The organism is Flavobacterium sp. P1_E4 (genome assembly GCF_056405915.1).
Genome location: NZ_JBFUBE010000007.1, coordinates 1 through 17,476 on the forward strand (window position 1 = coordinate 1; position 17,476 = coordinate 17,476).

Consider the following 17,476-nt stretch of genomic DNA (forward strand, 5'->3'; position numbering starts at 1 on the left):
GCATAACTGTACCATCAGTATCTGAAGCAGGTTTTCCAAAAGATAAAATAAAATTAGGATTTTGAAGTAGCATAGCTCTTGTTCCCAGTTTAGAATCAACCGTTCTGATACCTTGTAAAAGTTTTGTCTCAATAGGCTGCATTTCTTTTAAATACTGCCCTTGAAAACTGGTCAAATAAAAATCTTTATTGGTGAAATATAAATTGGCTGAAGCAAATTTCTGCAACAGAACCGCCTTCTTTTCATTATGTTTTATTTCCGTCCATTGTTCTATTACATTTTCCTTTGCCCAAATTTTATAAAACAAAGTCACCTCAAATGGATAAACTGGATCTTTTAAAACGATACTTGTAATAGATGAATTAGCGTCAACCTTTTCTGTTTTATGACTTACATACTTAAGTTCCAAAGATGGATTCCCATCTGCATGTTTTACTTGAATAGCTGGCTCCGAAAGATTCCAAGTTCCTGCTGGCGTATAGGCTCCATTGTAAATTCCTGCATTATCATCTTTGAAATTATAAGCTCCAGAAACTGATAGATATTCACTAGCATTTGCCAGAGGTTTCCCAAAATAGACAGTCATCAAACGATTATTATTATCTGTTTGCAACAAAATCAAATTGCTATTGGTTGCGATAGGTATTGTAACTTTTTGCGCCCATAAACTGATGACACCAAACATAAAAAACAATGTAAACACTCGTTTTTTATTTAAACAGAATTCTAGTCTTTCTTTCATAATAATTAATTTTAACGTCATCCTTTCCATCAACCCAATTTATTTCACTCCTATTTTAGAAATTATAAAATAGGAGTGAAATTTTATTTTTTACTTCTTTTTAGGTTTGATAACAAACCCATAACTGTATTCTTTATTTTTCAATTGATATTGCTCGTGCGGTAAAGCTCCCCAACTATTATCTCCTCCCACACCTCTTTGCGCTAAATCAACACAAACAACAACTTCATGACGTGGTGTAATATCACTAATATGACGGTATTTTTTTGTCAAACCTGGATCAAAGTCTTCAGGGTAATTATTCAGAGCGCTTACTCCTAATGGTTGCAATCCTTCGATTTCAATTCCATTTCCTGAATTATTCGTAAGTGTTAACCAACGAACATCCGTTTTATACCCATTTTCTTGTGGACGTGTGTAAGGAACATATTGATCAGCAACCTTACTTTGATAAATTCCCTTCAAAGAAGAGGTATTTCTATCTTGATAATTTTCCCAAGGTCCTCTTCCATAATAATTAAAATTATCAAACTCATTTTTAAGTGAAAATAGCATCCCAAAACGAGGCATTTCTGCCAATGGATTATTTCCTGCTTTGAAAGAATTTTGCACGGTCAGACTTCCATCTGAATTCATTGAGTATGTAATAGTACATGTAGACGCTACATCTTTTAATAAAAGGGTCGCCACAACAGTTGTTTTACCTGATTCTTCTTTAACCTCAATAGCATTCAAACTGCTGAATCGTCCTACTGATCTCCACACATTACTGGTTACTTGCATATAATTTCCAAAATCATTGTCCGTTGGAGCACGCCAAAAATTAGGAACCGGTAACTGATTGAAAAAACGTTCTCCGTTTGATTTGTAATCTTGAATCAGACCTGTGCTTTTGTTTATTATCACTTCAACACCAGATGCACTAAGTGTAATAGCATCTTTAGTTTCTTTAACAGTAGGTTTTGATCCTTTATTTACTGCTTTAACAAAGTATTTGCTCTCGCTAATTGAAAACTGTTCACGGGCAACTTCAAAATTTTGAGGCAGAACAGCCGTTCCTTCTTTTGTATATGCATAAATATTAAGATTATACTCAACTCCATCTTTTGCAGTGATTTTTGGCAATTCTATTTGAACTTCTTTTTTAGATTGTGGAGCTAGATTTACATCAATCGTTCCTGTTTTTACTACCAAACCATTTTCTAAAACTTCGTATTTAAAAAGATACTTATCAAGGTTTGTATAACTAAATCCATTTTTAATTTCAATAATTCCTTTATTGGCATCTATAGCTTTGAAGAGAATGTCTTGATATACTTTTTTCACTTCAAAAGCGCCTGGATGTGGCGTACGATCTGGCCAAACTAATCCATTGTGACAAAAATTTTCGTCATTCGTATAATTTTGACTTCCCATATCACCTCCATAAGTCCAATATTTACGTCCTGCTTCATCAGTCATTTCAAACCCTTGATCTACCCAATCCCAGATAAACCCTCCTTGCATATTATTACTACTATGGATAATGTCCCAGTATTCCTGAAAATTACCACTACTGTTACCCATAGCATGTGCATATTCACACATAATAAACGGGCGTTTTACATCTTTACGACTTGCATACTCTTTCATGTAATCGATACTTGGATACATTGGACATACAATATCAGTATCCTCATGTTCACCTGCTTGTTCAAATTGAACCAGTCTTGTTTTGTCTCTTTTTTTTATCCAATTATAAGCCTCTTGAAAAACAGGACCATTTCCACATTCATTCCCCATAGACCATAATATAACAGATGGTTGATTTTTGTCGCGTTCCACTAAACTATAAATACGATCCATATGAGCAGCTTTCCACTCCGGAAGATATGCTGGATGTTTAGTTTGATCAAAAGAACCTTGCAATTCAGCCCCCATTCCATGACTTTCAATATTAGCTTCATCTACTAAGAATAATCCATATTTATTACATAGTTTAACCCACATCAAATTATTTGGATAATGACTGCAACGCACTGAATTAATATTAAGTTGTTTCATTAACTTAATGTCTTTCATCATGGTTTCTTTATCCTGATAATGTCCCGTTTTAGGATTATGCTCATGAATATTGACCCCGTGAACTATAATTCTGACTCCGTTAACCAATAATTGGCCCTTTTTTAATTCTACTTTTCGGAAACCGATTTGCGTAGAAACCGTTTCAATAAATTTTCCGTCCTCATCCTTTAGTGTAAGTAATAAAGTATAAAGATTTGGTGTTTCATTACTCCATAGTTTAGGTGCCGAAATATTTTCTGTAAAGGTTGTTGACTCGGTTGAATTAGCTCCTAAACTTATTTTTATTTCTTTTTTAAAAACTTCCTTTCCTGTCGCATCTACTAATTTAGCTTCAACAGTTTGGCTGTTTTTTGCAACAGCATTCATGTTTTTGAGTTTAACATCAACAGACAGACTCCCATTTTTATAGGAATCGTCAAGATCCGGACGTGCAAAAAAATCTGCAATACGGGTATTAGCCGTACTATAAAGGTAAACATCACGATCAATTCCTGACAGGCGCCAAAAATCTTGATCTTCTAAATAAGAACCATCACTCCAACGATATACCTCAACTGCTACTTGATTTTTACCTTCTTTTACATATTTAGTTATATCAAATTCAGTTGGACTTTTAGTGTTTTCACTGTACCCTACTTTTTCTCCATTTACCCAAATATACATCGCCGAAGTTCCTGCTTCAAAATGAAGGTAAACACGTCGTCCGTTCCAGTTTTCTGGTAACTCGAAAGCACGTCGGTAAGACCCCACTGGATTATCAGCATGATCAATAAACGGTGGATTTTTGACAAATGGATAAGTAATATTCGTATAAATAGGAATTCCATATCCCACTAATTCCCAGTTTGACGGCACAGCAATTTCTTTCCAATTGGTTGTATTAAAATCTGTTTTAAAGAAATCCATTGGGCGCTCAGCTGGCGTTGGTGACCAATTAAATTTCCACTTTCCGTCTAATGTTAGAAACCAAGGAGAACGTGTATAATCATCCGCAATTGCTGATGACTCATCAGCATAAGGTAAAAAAGCTGCTCTTGCAGGTTCTCTATTAATTTGAAATACTGCTGGATTTTCCCAATCATTATTGGCAGTCTTTTCTTGTGCATTGACAATCAATGATGTGAATGCAAAAATGTAGACTAAAATTTTATTTTTTTTCATGTAAAATGTATTATGTATAACAAAATTTATTACTAGCAAATCAATTATAAAACAACTGTAATTCTATTTTCTTGCAAAAATATTTCGCTAATAATTATGCTTTATGATTAAAACTTACTTCTTCTCTCAATTGATTTATGTCCGAAAACAATCAACTATCAACAAATAATCATAAGAGATGACAAATGACCGATTTTCATTAAATCAATCATTTGTCAAACACTTATGAAAAACTAACTATTTAAACAAATAAAACAACTTACCAAGGTGCGTTTTGGGTCATATTCGGATTATTATTCAATTCACTTTGTGGAATTGGATAATAAGAGAATTTAGTAGTGAAAAGTTGGTAGCCACCTACTTGACTCGCTTTGATTACTGCCTCCAAAGTTCCCCATCTTCTTAAATCGAAGAAGTGTAGTCCTTCACGAGCAAATTCAACATTTCTTTGGTGCATAATTTCCGTCATCATTTGATCTTTAGTCCACCCAACCATTGAAATATCTGCCAATTTTGCTCTATCTCTAATTCTTTTCACTAATGGCGCTGCTTCAGCTACATTTCCTTGCATAGTTTTTGCTTCAGCAAGCATTAAAAGGACATCGGCATAACGCATTGCGAATTCATTCAATTCAGATTTCCAATCTCCTTCGTCATTATTCCACCAATTTTGATTTTTTCTAATCCATATCGCATTTGCTCCAAACTTTGTTGCAAAATCTGAATTATAGTAAATACAGCCAGGATAATTCCAAGCCAAAGTAGCCAAAGCTCTTGGATCAAATGAGCCATCGACAGTTTTCTCATTGGTCATCGCATTTAATAATACTGTCGTAGGCAATAACTCGTTCCATCCACCAACTTCTCCTGGTGCACATTCCTGAGCCATAGTTGTAGCTCTTGTTCTTTCAGCTGGACTTCCTCCCCAAATAGTTGCCCCTCCTACTTTACTAAACTGAATTTCAAAAACAGATTCCTTACTATTTTCATGTTTACCATCAAATAATTCAGCATAATTATCAAGAAGACCGTAACCATTAGTAGCTTCGTTATTTACTAACTTATTAAATTGTTCTTCGGCTTTTGCCCAATCTTTCATATACAAATATGTCTTTCCTAAAAATGCAATTGCTGCATTCTTTGTCACTCTTCCTTTAAGAGCAGTTGGATAGTTTTCAGGCAAAGCACTATTGGCCGCAAATTGAAAATCAGATATAACTTGAGCCCAAACTTCTGCTTCAGTAGATTTTGATTTAAAATAATCCGATTGAGACTCTACTAATGCTGTAGTAATAGGCACAGCACCAAACTCGTTAACCAAATTAAAATAATTCAATCCTCTTAAGAAGGTAGCTTCAGCTAATAACTGCTCTCTTTTTATTTCGTTTATGCCTTGAATTTTCGGGGCATAAGTAATCACTTGATTGGCACGAAAAATACCAATATACAATGCTTTAAATATGTCTCTTGGCACGCCCGTACCGGCATCATTTTTATAATAAGAAACAGCGTAACGATCTGGAACGTCATTTCTTGCAACAAAATTTTCCGTTCTATTTTCTTTAAGCTGCATTGCCTGTATTTCCCAATACCCAGCATTGTTATTGTCCACAAGAGTATTGTAAACAGTCGCTACTCCAGATTCAAGATCATCAGAAGTTTGCCAAAAAGAAGATGTTGTTTTTTGATTTGGATTTTCTAATTCAAGATTATCATCACATGAACTTAAAAACACAAGTCCAGTCATTAAATATAATATAATTGATGTCTTTTTCATTTTTGTCGATTTAAAAGTTAAGTTGCAAACCAAAAAGTATTGTTTTGCTCAATGGATATGATTTATAATCAATACCTCTTCCTCCCAATGCATCTGCAGACACATCTGGATTATAACCAGAATAATTAGTAAAAGTATAAAGGTTATCTCCTGCAAAATAAATTCTACATTTATCGATAGAAATTTGTTTTGTTATACTGTTTGGAAATGTGTACCCAACTTGAACAGTTTTAATTCTAAGATAAGAACCATCTTCAAGAAAACGATCAGAATAATCTGCTCCGTTATTATTTTTGTCATCAATATCCAATCTCGGGAAATTTGAATTTGGATTAAAAGTATATGAATCTAATGTTGCAGCAGAATAGTTAATATTAGATCTTACCGTTTGAAGATCTGTATTATTTCCATTGTAAATTTTATTTCCTTCTACTCCTTGCAAAGCTATTGTACAATCAATTCCTTTCCAATCACCTTGGAATCTCAATCCATATTCAAACTTAGGGAAAGCACTTCCTTTATATTGTCTGTCTTCTCCATTAATTTCTCCATCTCCATTATAATCTATATATCTAATGTCTCCTACCTGCGCATTTGGCTGAATCAATGTTCCATTTTTACTGTGCGCATCAATTTCAGCTTGAGATCTAAATAATCCATCTGTATCAACTAGAAAAAATGAATAAATTGGGTAACCCACTTTACTGTATGTTACTGGAGCACCGTGGAATGAACCACCAAGCCCTTCTAATACTTGACTTCCTGTACTAAGTTCGTCAACATTGTTTTTGATACTTGAAATATTACCCGTTACATTGAAATTAAAGTCTCCAATTTTCTCATTGTAAGTTAAACTCATTTCATATCCTTTATTGGTTACATTTCCAGCATTTGTATAAGGATTGTTATTTGACCCTACAGACAATGGAATTGGCACTCTTAAAAGTAAATCTGAAGTTTGTTTATTGAAATAGTCAAAAGTATATTGTAGTTTTCCATTCCATAAATCAAGATCTAAACCAAAATCGGCAGTTTCTGTAGACTCCCATTTTAAACCAACACCTGGAGAATCTGTCTGAATATTTCCACTCCATAAAGTATTTGGCTCTCCTACTCCATAACTTATCCCAGAGGTAATTAATCCTAAATATTGGTAATCTCCAATTTCTTGATTTCCTAATACACCATAGCTAGCACGCAATTTCAAATCTGTTATTGGGGTCTTTAGATTAGTAAAAAATGTTTCTTTACCTATACCCCATGCAGCAGAAACAGAAGGAAAATTACCCCATTTATTGTCTGGACTAAATCGAGATGAACCATCACGTCTAATAGTAGCTGACAAAGTATATTTATTATCATAAGAATATATTGCACGTCCTAGATAAGAGACCAAATTATTCTCTAAATTATAACCTGTTACAGCTGGTTGTACCGCTCCTGCAAGTACATAAATATTATCTGGGATCCCACTAACAGAACTTACAACTGATTTAAAACCATTATTATAAATTGTATATCCAGCCAAAGCATTCACATAGTGCTTACCAAAAGATTTTGTATAATTCAATGTGTTTTCTACCTGAGTATATAGATTGAACTCATCTGTATGAGACAAATCGTTATCTAAATTTTTAAAGAATCCACCCACCTCATAACGTGGAGTATAATTATCTCTTTTGTATTCTGATACAGTTGCCCCAACATTTAATTTATATTTAAAATCTTTGAGAAAAGTAGCTTCAACATATGTATTTAATAAAGCTTGGTACGTATCACTTGTTACATCAAAAAGATTTAATGCCGCTACTGGATTAAAAATATCAGTTACAGAACCAGAGGCTCCACCGTAACCACCTATAGCATTTTCATCATAAATAGCGAAACCTGGAATCATAGTAATGGCTGCCCCTAGAACGTTTCTTCCTTGTCCAGGAATACCAGGCAACTCTTTTCTTTTTTCTTTGGTTAACAAAATTGTTTCTCCAACTTTAAATATCCCTTTTTTATAATCTGATTTCACTCTCATGTTGAAACGGTCGTAATTAGTTTCTTTAATTACACCCTCTTGATTATAATAGTTTAAAGACATACTGTATTTTAAATTATCCGATCCACCTAAAAAACCTAAAGAGTAGTTTTGAGTTGGTGCAGTTCTAAAAATTTCGTCCTGATAATCAACCCCAGCACCACCTACTTCTGGGTTAAGAGCGATATCCAAAGGTGCTTTCCCAGCTGCTGCATATGCCGCATTACTTACCATTGCCCATTGTTCCTGATTCAATAAATCCAATTGTTTTGTCACACTAGCAACACCACCAAATACATCTAAAGTAACTTTTATATCCCCTTTTTTTCCATTCTTAGTTGTAATAATAACTACACCATTTGCAGCTCTGGAACCATAAATTGCTGCTGCAGCTGCATCTTTCAAAACTTCAATTGATTCAATATCATTTGGACTCAAGCTATTCATAGATGCAACTTGAATATCATCTACCAAAATCAAAGGAGTGTTATTATTTAATGACCCTGCTCCTCTAATCTGAATTCTAGTTCCAGAACCAGGACCACCTCCGGCAGATTCAACAGAAACCCCTGCAACCTTACCTTGAATTGCACTACCTAAGTTGGTATTACTTTGAGCATCCAGTTGCTTGGCTTTTAAACTAGCTATAGCACCAGTAGCACTAGTTTTTTTTACGCTACCATATCCTATGACTACTACTTCATTTAAAGCATTACTTTCTTCTTTTAGTGAAACATCAATAACATCTCTACCGTTTATTGTTTCTTCAATGGTACTATATCCAATGTATGTGAAAACTAATATATCCTTTGGATTCGTTACATTTATTTTATAAGTTCCATCAAAATCTGTAATTGTTCCATTTGTAGTTCCTTTGACAGAAACAGTAGCGCCCACAATTTTTTGATCCGTTTTACTGTCTCGAAGTGTTCCTGTAATAGTATTCTGAGCCTGCATACTAATGCACGAAGCCAAAACAAAAAAGGACAAAGCGAGTTTAGATGTAATGAAAGATCTTAAATTTTTCATTCGATTAACATTCTTTTTCTTTTTCATAAATTCATAGTTTTAAAAATAGTTTGGTTATTAAATTGAGTTTGGTTATATAAAATCATTTATAGAAATAGTCATTTATAAAGAATAAAGACTGTGTATTTAACATTAATAATTAATTAAAATTACGATATTGATTTTTTTATCTTAAATTAATTGACATTACCGCAAACTTACAGTTACAAAAACAATTTTACATACCAGTACCCACCAGTTTTTTATAAATTTGGCTAAAAAAGAACTTTTGCTATGAAAATAATTTCTACCAAAAAGAGCCTTAATAATCCAAAGCATAAACATATGGTCAAATTGACCTAAAAATAAATTAAGAAATAAAATCCCACAAAATAAAACCAACTTTCATCGACGAATAAAGTCTTTTTGGCTATTTCAGTATTCCGTGATAGGGCTTCATTAAGGCACGATCTTTTCAAAAAAAGGACATTATTTTTGCCATCTTTGGCAAAGAATATTATTTGAAAAACGTTGAAATCATTATAAAATAGAAAACATTCCTGCTGTTTGACTAGCTTAAAATTCTCAAAGAAGAAATCTATAATTCATTTTTAAAAACCATTAAAAAAAATGTCTAAGCAGATATTTTTTTCTACCTTTTCAATAATTTCATTTTTTATAAGTGTGTAAATTACATTAATAAAAATCATACCAACCTCAAAACTTTATTAACAAACTCTAACGATGTAGTTGCGGTTATAAAAAACCCTACCAGTAAATGACGCAATCACCATCAATCAAACCGATTATAAACTAAAATCACTCGTCCAAAATTTATCAAAATCACAAAAAACATCTTTAAAGAGTTGCATAAAAGGAAAAGCAAGACTAAACAAGTATAAAAAGTTTATTACGATTTTCCTTGGTTTTAGGAAACCAATAGGAATAGGATTGGGTTTGAAAATTTTTATAGACTATGAAATCATCAACGAATTCTCAGACAATGAACTAACCATTGGAGGGCGTTTATATCATCCGAATGACAGAAATTTGGATCGGGTAATTAAGAAATCCCAACAACAAAACTTAAAAATAGGGCTTGCTTTTGGAATCATTTCCTACGATTGAACCCTATTAAAAAAGGGATTTCCACTGATTTTACTACCATAAAAAAAGCCTCGAATGTTTACCATTCGAGGCTTAATCACTAACTAAAAATCTTTATTTTTTCAAACAAATCTTATAATCGAATATGTTTTTATAGTGTTGGAATTAGCATATATCTACCATCAATATCATTAAACCAGATGTCGTATTTTCCACCAGTTTCAACCCAAATATTAGCTCCAGAACTATCTCCCCAACTTACATCCCAGCTATTATTAGCTTTAAATTTCATTTTTCCTTGCACTAAGGTTTGTGTTACTTTCCAAATATGAGAATCGAATGTTGATCTAACCATAGGAACATCTACAGACCAGTTATTATCATCTCCTGTCAATACAGAACCTGTTACAGAAATTGCAGAATAGTCAGTCTTAGCACCTGTATAAGGAGCAATAGTATAAGTTAATGCTTTAATATCAATTGTAAAAGTATAATAACCATCAGCATTAGTTGGGAAAAGACCTGGATCCGCATCACCTTCTGTAGCTCTATATTGTACTTTGTCTCCATTTGCACCATACATTGGAGCCCAGAAACCAGTTTGTTCTAGTAATTTAAATCCACCAGCTGTAAAGTAACCTGTATAATATTGTTTCTCTGGAGCTGCTGGATCTCTAAAAATTGGCACAACTGCATTATCTGCATTCCATAACGCAGAAGTTCCAGGACCAATCAAATACAACTCTTTTGAAGGAAAAACTCCTGCATAAGGTGTTACAATAATTGTTATTGGAGTAGAATATTTTGGCTCAGAACCTGTAGTACCTACAGTTGACTTAATACGAATATCGATAGTTCCTTCAGCATCAGGAAGTAATCCTAGGTCTAGTGCTTTTGCATTCAACTCTGAAACACTCATTGTACTGTGTGTAGTAGTTGAAGTCGAAACATCAACAGGAGCAGCAAATTCAGTATTACTTGCAGCTAATTGAACTGTATAACTTACAATTGTTGGAGTCCCATAATCCACAGCTTCCCAAGTTAATGTAAGAGCCGTATTATCTGGTGTATCTTCATTCAGCACAACTGATGAACCTGTATCTGGTGTTATAATTGCGAAATCTGCTGCCTGAGGCTCCAATATCAAGAAATTTTCCTCGTTTTCGCACGACCACATACCTAGAATAACGGCCAATGCTATAAAATATTTGAATATATTTTTCATGTTTTTATGTTTTATAATGTTAGTGGATTGTTTAGTAACCTGCATTTTGAGTTAAATTATGATTTGCCCCCAGAGATCCGACAGGAATTGGAAAAAGGCTCATATGTGATGGAATTGAAACTCCTGTAGAAGCATTTCCTTTCCAAGCCCAGTTGTATGAACCGCCGGTATATTTACCAAAACGGATTAAGTCTTGTCTACGGTGTGCTTCCCAGTGTAACTCACGGGCTCTTTCGTCTATGATGAAATCAAGGTCCAAAGCAGTAATGTTTCCAACTGTTGAACCGTTATTAGCTCTTTCTCTCAATTCATTAACATAAGTCAATGCTTGTGCTTCATCTCCGTCACCACCTCTCAAAGTTGCTTCAGCATACATTAAATATACATCGGCCAATCTGAATAAAGGAAAATCGGTATCGGCATAAGTAGAGCTGCTTCCATTTACTCCTGTTGAAGTTTTGTTCGAATATTTAGACAAAATATACCCTTGCGTTTTCACTCCAATATCAGCAATATCAATAGTTCTTTGTTTTGATGGGTCTCCTTGAATACCAGTACCAATAGTCTTACGAGTATCTTGGTTGAATTTAGCACCATCAAATTTTTGAGCAAATTGTTTTCTGATTCGAAGTGCTCCACTCCATCCTCCAATACCAAAGTCGGCACCATTATTTTCCCAAACTCCAATTTGACCATTAGTCAATACTGTAGTCGCACCCCAGTTTTGAGAAACAACCCCATCGGATTGGATTCCGAAAATAATCTCTTCAGAAGTATTGTTATCAGCTTTAAAATTATCCAAATAATTTGGTTTCAAAGAATATCCACTTGCGATAATCTCTTTACATTGGGTCACACAATCATTATATCGATTGGCTTGAATGTACACCTGTGCATTCAAATAAATTTTTGCCAATATCATTCTTGCCATCCCTTGATCCACTCTACCGTAAAGATTGGTACGAGCTGGTTTCAAGTCTGGAAGAACAGCTAACAATTCTGTCTCAACAAAATCAAACAATTGTTTTCTATTGAATTCTGGACCCGCATAATTGATAGGATCGTTTTCAGTATACATTGCTGCTTTACCAAATAAATCCATCATATTATAATACGCATAAGCGCGCAATACTCTAACTTCTTTTCTGTAAAGGGCAATATCTGCTAGTCTTGTGGCATCTGTAACACCTCTTTCTGCTAATTTTTCGGGAGTACTTTGACGTAAAAACTCATTGGAATAAGCCACTGAAGCCATTGTTCTACTATACATTCCCAAAATGATAGGATTGGAAGCCGTCCAGATATTTCTTTGCAACTCGGCAGTTCCTTCATCCGCTTCATAACTCCAAACCAATTCGTCTGTTGTTAAATCCTGTAAATACAATAAACATCTGGTAAATTGGCTTGTTCCGGCATCAACTCCTTCCAGTGAAGAATTGTTTGGACCAATAACCCCAGTCAAGGTAAGATTGCCATACACCCCTGCTAAAGCTTTTTCATACCCACCTGGTGAAGCATATAAGGCATCCGAAGATAAAACATCGTCGTCTTTGGAGACTACATTTAAGTCATCGGTACACGATTGAAGTACAGTAGTGAGTACTAAAATGTAAATAAATATAAATTTTTTCATGATTTTCTTTTTAAAATTTGATGTTAAGACCAAACAAAATAGAGCGTTGTCTTGGGTAAATAGTTTTATCCACACCGTTGTTTGTAATTTCAGGATCCAATCCGCTGTATTTTGTAATTACAAACGCATTCTGAATTCCTGTTGACATTCTTAACGTAGCTTTATTATTTAACCAATTGGTGAAAGTATAGCCCAATGTGATGTTATCCATTTTTAAGAAAGAAGCATCTTCGATATAGATATCAGACAACACTACATTTGAAGTCGTTTGAAAACCAGTTTCTAATATTGAAGATGGAATATTACTTAAAACTCCACCATTTTCCATAGAATCATACTGTGCTCTGGAAGCGTCAACTGCATTGAAAATTCGGTTACCAATACTAGCTCTCAAATTAAAAGAGAAATCGATGTGATTATAATTCATAGTTGAAGCAAATCCAAAAGTTGCATCTGGATCCGGATTATGGTAAATGTATTTATCCGAATTATTTTTAATATTGTCTCCATTGATATCGGCAAAAGCACCATCGATTGGTTTTCCAGCTGTATCGTACAATTGTTTGTAAACATAAAATGAGTAAGGAGCATAGCCTTCGCTAAAAATTTGACCAGGAGTTCCTGTACCCGCAATGTTGTCTCCCAATAAAATATCGGTATTATTAACCAAATCCTTAATTCTTCTTTCGAATTTCGAAACAGTAAAATTCACATTCCAATTGAAATTTTCCTTTTGAAACAAAATAGCATTAAGACTCAACTCTATTCCTTTTGTTGTAAAAGAACCTACGTTTTGATACACACGATTTGAGAAGTTACTTCCGTCCGAAATAGCTGCATTCACCAATAAATCTTTTGATTCTTTAGCATATACATCAACCGAAGCTGAAAGACGATTGTTTAAAATTCCGAAATCAAGACCTGTATTAAAAATAGCCGTTTCTTCCCATTTTAAATTTTTGGTTCTTTTACTCGATAAAGCAACCGGAACAGCAGTTTGTCCAAAATAATATTGTGAATTTCCTCCACCTATCTCATATTTCTCCAAATAACCATTTGGCTCAGGTATGTCTTGTTGTCCTGTGATACCATAACTTACTCTTAATTTCAAGTCAGAAACAGTTTCACTATCCTTAAAGAAATCCTCTTTCATTTTCCAGGCAAAAGCCGCAGCAGGAAAATTACCCCAACGGTTGTCTTCTTCAAATCTTGAAGAACCATCTCTTCTGTAAGACAAAGTCAATAAATATTTGTCTTTCATATTGATATTTGCTCTACCAAAAAAACCTAGTAAAACAACATCTGTATCAAGTGTAGTTTCTGGATAAGTAGAAGGCAAATCTGGATTCAAAATATTACCTGTTTCGAATTTGTTACTTTCAAACTTTTGGTACGAATACCCAGCAGTAACATCAAAATTAAAATCACTCACGATTTTATTGTAGGCCAAATAGGTATCCAATAATTTATTTCTCTTGGTAGCTTTGGTAAACTCATCTGTACCATAAGGAACATTATTGTTTGAAGGCGCAGAACCTGCATCAGCTCCAACTAATCTTCTTCTCTCCCCATTCGATTCGTCAAACCCAACATTGACTACCGCTCTTAATTCCGGCAGGAAATGAAACTTATAATCTGCTTCAAAGTTTCCAAAAATTCTATTACTGGTTCCTCTATCATTCGTCATCAACAATTGTGAAACCGGATTTCTAGCCGAATTGGGATCCAACGTGTATTTCCCTTCACTATTGATTCCTGTAGTGTATTCAAAGAACCCACCATAAGGTGCCCCATCTACCCGAACAGGTTGTGTTGGGTCAAAACCTATAGCCGCACCTTCCACTCCATCAGTGAACCTGTTTTTTTCATTAGCATAATTAGCCGCCAATTTCAATTTCAAATGATTCTCTAAAAAAGTAGGATTCATTACCAATCCAACAGTATTTCTTTTGAAAGTATTTGTTAGCCTCAATCCTTGCTGATCAGTATTTCCCAAAGTCAAACTTGTTGGAATAATATCAAAAAGATTACCTCTAACCGATAAATTTTGATCTACATATCCTGTGCTTCTATAAATTTCTTTTTGCCAGTCTGTATTAGCATTACCCATTTTACTAACATCGCCTGGCCTTTTGTCTGCAATAACTGCACGGAATTCATCGGCGCTAAAAACGTCAACAGTTTTAGTCAATTTACCCGCACCATAAAGCACATTATAATCAATCGCTAGTGTTTTACTACCTTTTTTTGTTGTAATAATGATTACACCATTGGATGCGCGCGAACCATAAATGGCCGTTGCAGAAGCGTCTTTCAATACAGCAATCGATTCCACAGTACTTGGATTCAATGATGCTAGGAAAGAAGACGAACCAATGTTTGTATTGTTATCCAATGGCAACCCGTCGATTACAATAAGTGGATCATTACTCGCAAAAAGGGAACTTCCACCTCTAATTCTCATTTCGGATTTAGAACCTGGAGCACCAGTAGAATTCACAGTTAAACCAGCAACTCTACCCTTGAACAAATCTTCGGTAGTGACATTGGCACCTTTGTTGAATTCCTTACTTCCTAAAGCTACAACAGAACCTGTAGCGTCTTTCTTTTTCACAGAACCATAACCTACATTGATTTTTACTTCAACTAGTTGATTGGCTTCTCCTATAAGGCTTACGTTAAGTGATTTTTGGTTATTGAACGTTACAATTTCCTTTTTGTATCCAACAAATGAGAAAACGATTTTATCGCCTACTTTTACATTTGGGATTTGAAATTTTCCGTCAAAATCGGTTGAAACGCCATTTGAGACGCCTTGTACATTTACATTTACTCCAGATATAGGCTGTCCAGAACCACTGTCCAGAACTGTCCCTTTCACTACATTCTGCGAAAAAGCGCAAAATGGCAGCAGGAGAAATAAAAATAACAACTTTTTGTAAATTGTTTTCATACTTTTTGTTTAATTAAATTGATTTTGGGTTAGTTATTGATTCATGCATTGGGTATTCTAAATATTAATTTTGGGTAATTTTGAGTTCCTGTTATTTGAAATCTGAATGATACTTTTCTATATTTTATAAAAGAAACTATTGTATACTAAGAAGCTAAAACCTTTAATTAGAACTTTCATTATACTCTTTAAAATATAACATATACAATTTAACAGAGTATAAATTAAAACTATCCCAAAATGTATCAATTTGAAAATTACAGTTTTGGCAACTCTTAAATTAAATATTTGACATTCTTATATTTAAATTACTTTACAAAGTGTAATTATAAAAAATGAAAAAAATAATTTATTACTTATTAAGCAGTTTTTTTATTATATAATCCTAATTAAAATAAGATATATTCTTTTTTTGAATTGTTTTTTTATGAAATATGAAATTCAAAATTATGTGTTAAATTCACACTTCAATACCAGTACCTACCAGTTTTTTATATATTTGCATAAAAACCAACCACAGCTATGAAAATTATTTCTATCCAAAACAACCTTGGCATTCCAAAATACAAACAGATAATTCAATCGATTGAAAAAGCAATTGAGGAAGAAAAACTTACAAAAGGAGACCGACTTCCATCAGTAAATAAAGTCTGTTTAGCCTTTTCATTATCACGCGACACAGTCTTGTTAGGGTATGATGATCTCAAAAAAAGAGGAATTATTTTTGCCATCCCTGGCAAAGGATATTATGTCAAAAGCGTTGAAATCACAATAAAACAGAAGATATTTTTGCTCTTTGATGAGCTTAATATTTTTAAAGAAGACATTTATAATTCATTTCTAAAACACATTGGAAAAAATGTACAGGTCGATATTTTCTTCCACCATTTCAATGTTCAAGTTTTTCAGAAATTGATAAATGACAGTAATGGAAATTATACTAAATACATCATTATGCCAACAAACTTAATCGATGTAGCTGCATCGATAAAAACCCTACCAGTAAATGACGTAATCATACTAGATCAAACCAATGACGAACTAAAATCATTTCCTGCCATTTACCAAAACCACAAAAAAGACATTTTTGAAGGCTTGTATAAAGGAAAATCAAGATTAAACAAGTATAAACAATTCATTATGATTTTCCCAGGTTTTAGAGAACCTCTAGGAATGAAAATTGGGTTCGAAAACTTTTGTTCAGAATACGCAATTGATTATGAAATCATCAACGAATTCTCGGACAATGAAATCACCATTGGTGGTGTTTACATCATTCCGAATGACAGAGATTTGGTTCGGGTAATTGAGAAAGCCCGACAACAAAACTTAAAATTAGGAACTGATTTTGGAATCATTTCCTATAATGAGACCCCATTAAAAAAAGTGGTTTCTAATGGAATTACAACTATTTCCACTGATTTTACAGCCATGGGGAAACTCTTGGCCCAAATGGTTCTTACCGGAAAAAAAGAACAAATCGAAAACAAAAGTGCTTTGATTATTAGAAATTCATTGTAAAAAACTACCCAAAAACTTTTTACAATTTTAAAATAAGAAGGCTAGTTATAGCCTTCTTATTTTGAACCAAAACTTAAACTCAAATCATTATTAAATTAAATCTTTTTAAATGCGCTTTGTTTTTTCAGTTTGTCGAAACAAAAAAACACATAAAGCATAAACCAATTTTATTTTTGCTAGCCAATATTGAGAATATGTAAAACTCAAAACAGTAGCACAAAACATTTTCTACAATTTAAAATTTGTTCTATTTATA

At 33.6% G+C, this 17,476-nt stretch carries 9 protein-coding genes; 2 read left to right on the forward strand and 7 right to left on the reverse strand.

Annotated features, from left to right (window positions below):
- From AC1DY0_RS08890 to AC1DY0_RS08905, 4 genes are all read right to left on the reverse strand, one after another.
- On the reverse strand, positions 1 to 742 hold a 742-nt coding region (locus AC1DY0_RS08890; protein ID WP_477188250.1), incomplete at its 3' end, for a glycoside hydrolase family 36 N-terminal domain-containing protein.
- A 90-nt stretch (positions 743 to 832) separates the two neighbouring features.
- Complete coding sequence (gene lacZ, locus AC1DY0_RS08895) at positions 833 to 3,967, reverse strand: beta-galactosidase, LacZ type (protein WP_477188251.1); 3,135 nt, start codon at positions 3,965 to 3,967, stop codon at positions 833 to 835.
- A 259-nt stretch (positions 3,968 to 4,226) separates the two neighbouring features.
- On the reverse strand, positions 4,227 to 5,744 hold the full coding sequence (locus AC1DY0_RS08900; RefSeq protein ID WP_477188252.1) for a RagB/SusD family nutrient uptake outer membrane protein: 1,518 nt from the start codon (positions 5,742 to 5,744) through the stop codon (positions 4,227 to 4,229).
- A gap of 10 nt (positions 5,745 to 5,754) precedes the next feature.
- Positions 5,755 to 8,829, reverse strand: a complete 3,075-nt coding sequence (locus tag AC1DY0_RS08905) for a SusC/RagA family TonB-linked outer membrane protein (RefSeq protein WP_477188253.1) — start codon at positions 8,827 to 8,829, stop codon at positions 5,755 to 5,757.
- A gap of 903 nt (positions 8,830 to 9,732) precedes the next feature.
- Between AC1DY0_RS08905 and AC1DY0_RS08910 the strand changes: the two genes are divergently transcribed.
- Positions 9,733 to 9,909, forward strand: a complete 177-nt coding sequence (locus tag AC1DY0_RS08910) for a hypothetical protein (protein WP_477188254.1) — start codon at positions 9,733 to 9,735, stop codon at positions 9,907 to 9,909.
- Positions 9,910 to 10,039: 130 nt separating this feature from the next.
- Here the strand turns inward: AC1DY0_RS08910 and AC1DY0_RS08915 are convergent, their stop codons facing one another.
- The 3 genes from AC1DY0_RS08915 to AC1DY0_RS08925 are packed head-to-tail and all read right to left on the reverse strand — an operon-like array spanning position 10,040 to position 15,699.
- Positions 10,040 to 11,113: a SusE domain-containing protein gene (locus AC1DY0_RS08915; RefSeq protein WP_477188255.1), complete on the reverse strand. Its 1,074-nt coding sequence runs from the start codon at positions 11,111 to 11,113 to the stop codon at positions 10,040 to 10,042.
- Positions 11,114 to 11,144: 31 nt separating this feature from the next.
- Positions 11,145 to 12,746: a RagB/SusD family nutrient uptake outer membrane protein gene (locus AC1DY0_RS08920; RefSeq protein ID WP_477188256.1), complete on the reverse strand. Its 1,602-nt coding sequence runs from the start codon at positions 12,744 to 12,746 to the stop codon at positions 11,145 to 11,147.
- Between the two features lie 10 nt (positions 12,747 to 12,756).
- Positions 12,757 to 15,699 carry a SusC/RagA family TonB-linked outer membrane protein gene (locus AC1DY0_RS08925; protein WP_477188257.1) on the reverse strand — a complete coding sequence of 981 codons (2,943 nt, stop codon included), beginning with the start codon at positions 15,697 to 15,699 and terminating at the stop codon, positions 12,757 to 12,759.
- A 522-nt stretch (positions 15,700 to 16,221) separates the two neighbouring features.
- Between AC1DY0_RS08925 and AC1DY0_RS08930 the strand changes: the two genes are divergently transcribed.
- On the forward strand, positions 16,222 to 17,220 hold the full coding sequence (locus tag AC1DY0_RS08930) for a GntR family transcriptional regulator (RefSeq protein ID WP_477188258.1): 999 nt from the start codon (positions 16,222 to 16,224) through the stop codon (positions 17,218 to 17,220).
- Positions 17,221 to 17,476 lie beyond the last annotated feature (256 nt).

Excerpts from the sequence above, each read along its gene's own strand:
- AC1DY0_RS08930 (WP_477188258.1), top strand. The coding sequence starts at position 16,222 with ATGAAAATTATTTCTATCCAAAACAACCTTGGCATTCCAAAATACAAA.
- AC1DY0_RS08915 (WP_477188255.1), bottom strand. The coding sequence starts at position 11,113 with ATGAAAAATATATTCAAATATTTTATAGCATTGGCCGTTATTCTAGGT.
- AC1DY0_RS08900 (WP_477188252.1), bottom strand. The coding sequence starts at position 5,744 with ATGAAAAAGACATCAATTATATTATATTTAATGACTGGACTTGTGTTT.
- AC1DY0_RS08920 (WP_477188256.1), bottom strand. The coding sequence starts at position 12,746 with ATGAAAAAATTTATATTTATTTACATTTTAGTACTCACTACTGTACTT.
- lacZ (WP_477188251.1), bottom strand. The coding sequence starts at position 3,967 with ATGAAAAAAAATAAAATTTTAGTCTACATTTTTGCATTCACATCATTG.
- AC1DY0_RS08925 (WP_477188257.1), bottom strand. The coding sequence starts at position 15,699 with ATGAAAACAATTTACAAAAAGTTGTTATTTTTATTTCTCCTGCTGCCA.
- AC1DY0_RS08905 (WP_477188253.1), bottom strand. The coding sequence starts at position 8,829 with ATGAAAAAGAAAAAGAATGTTAATCGAATGAAAAATTTAAGATCTTTC.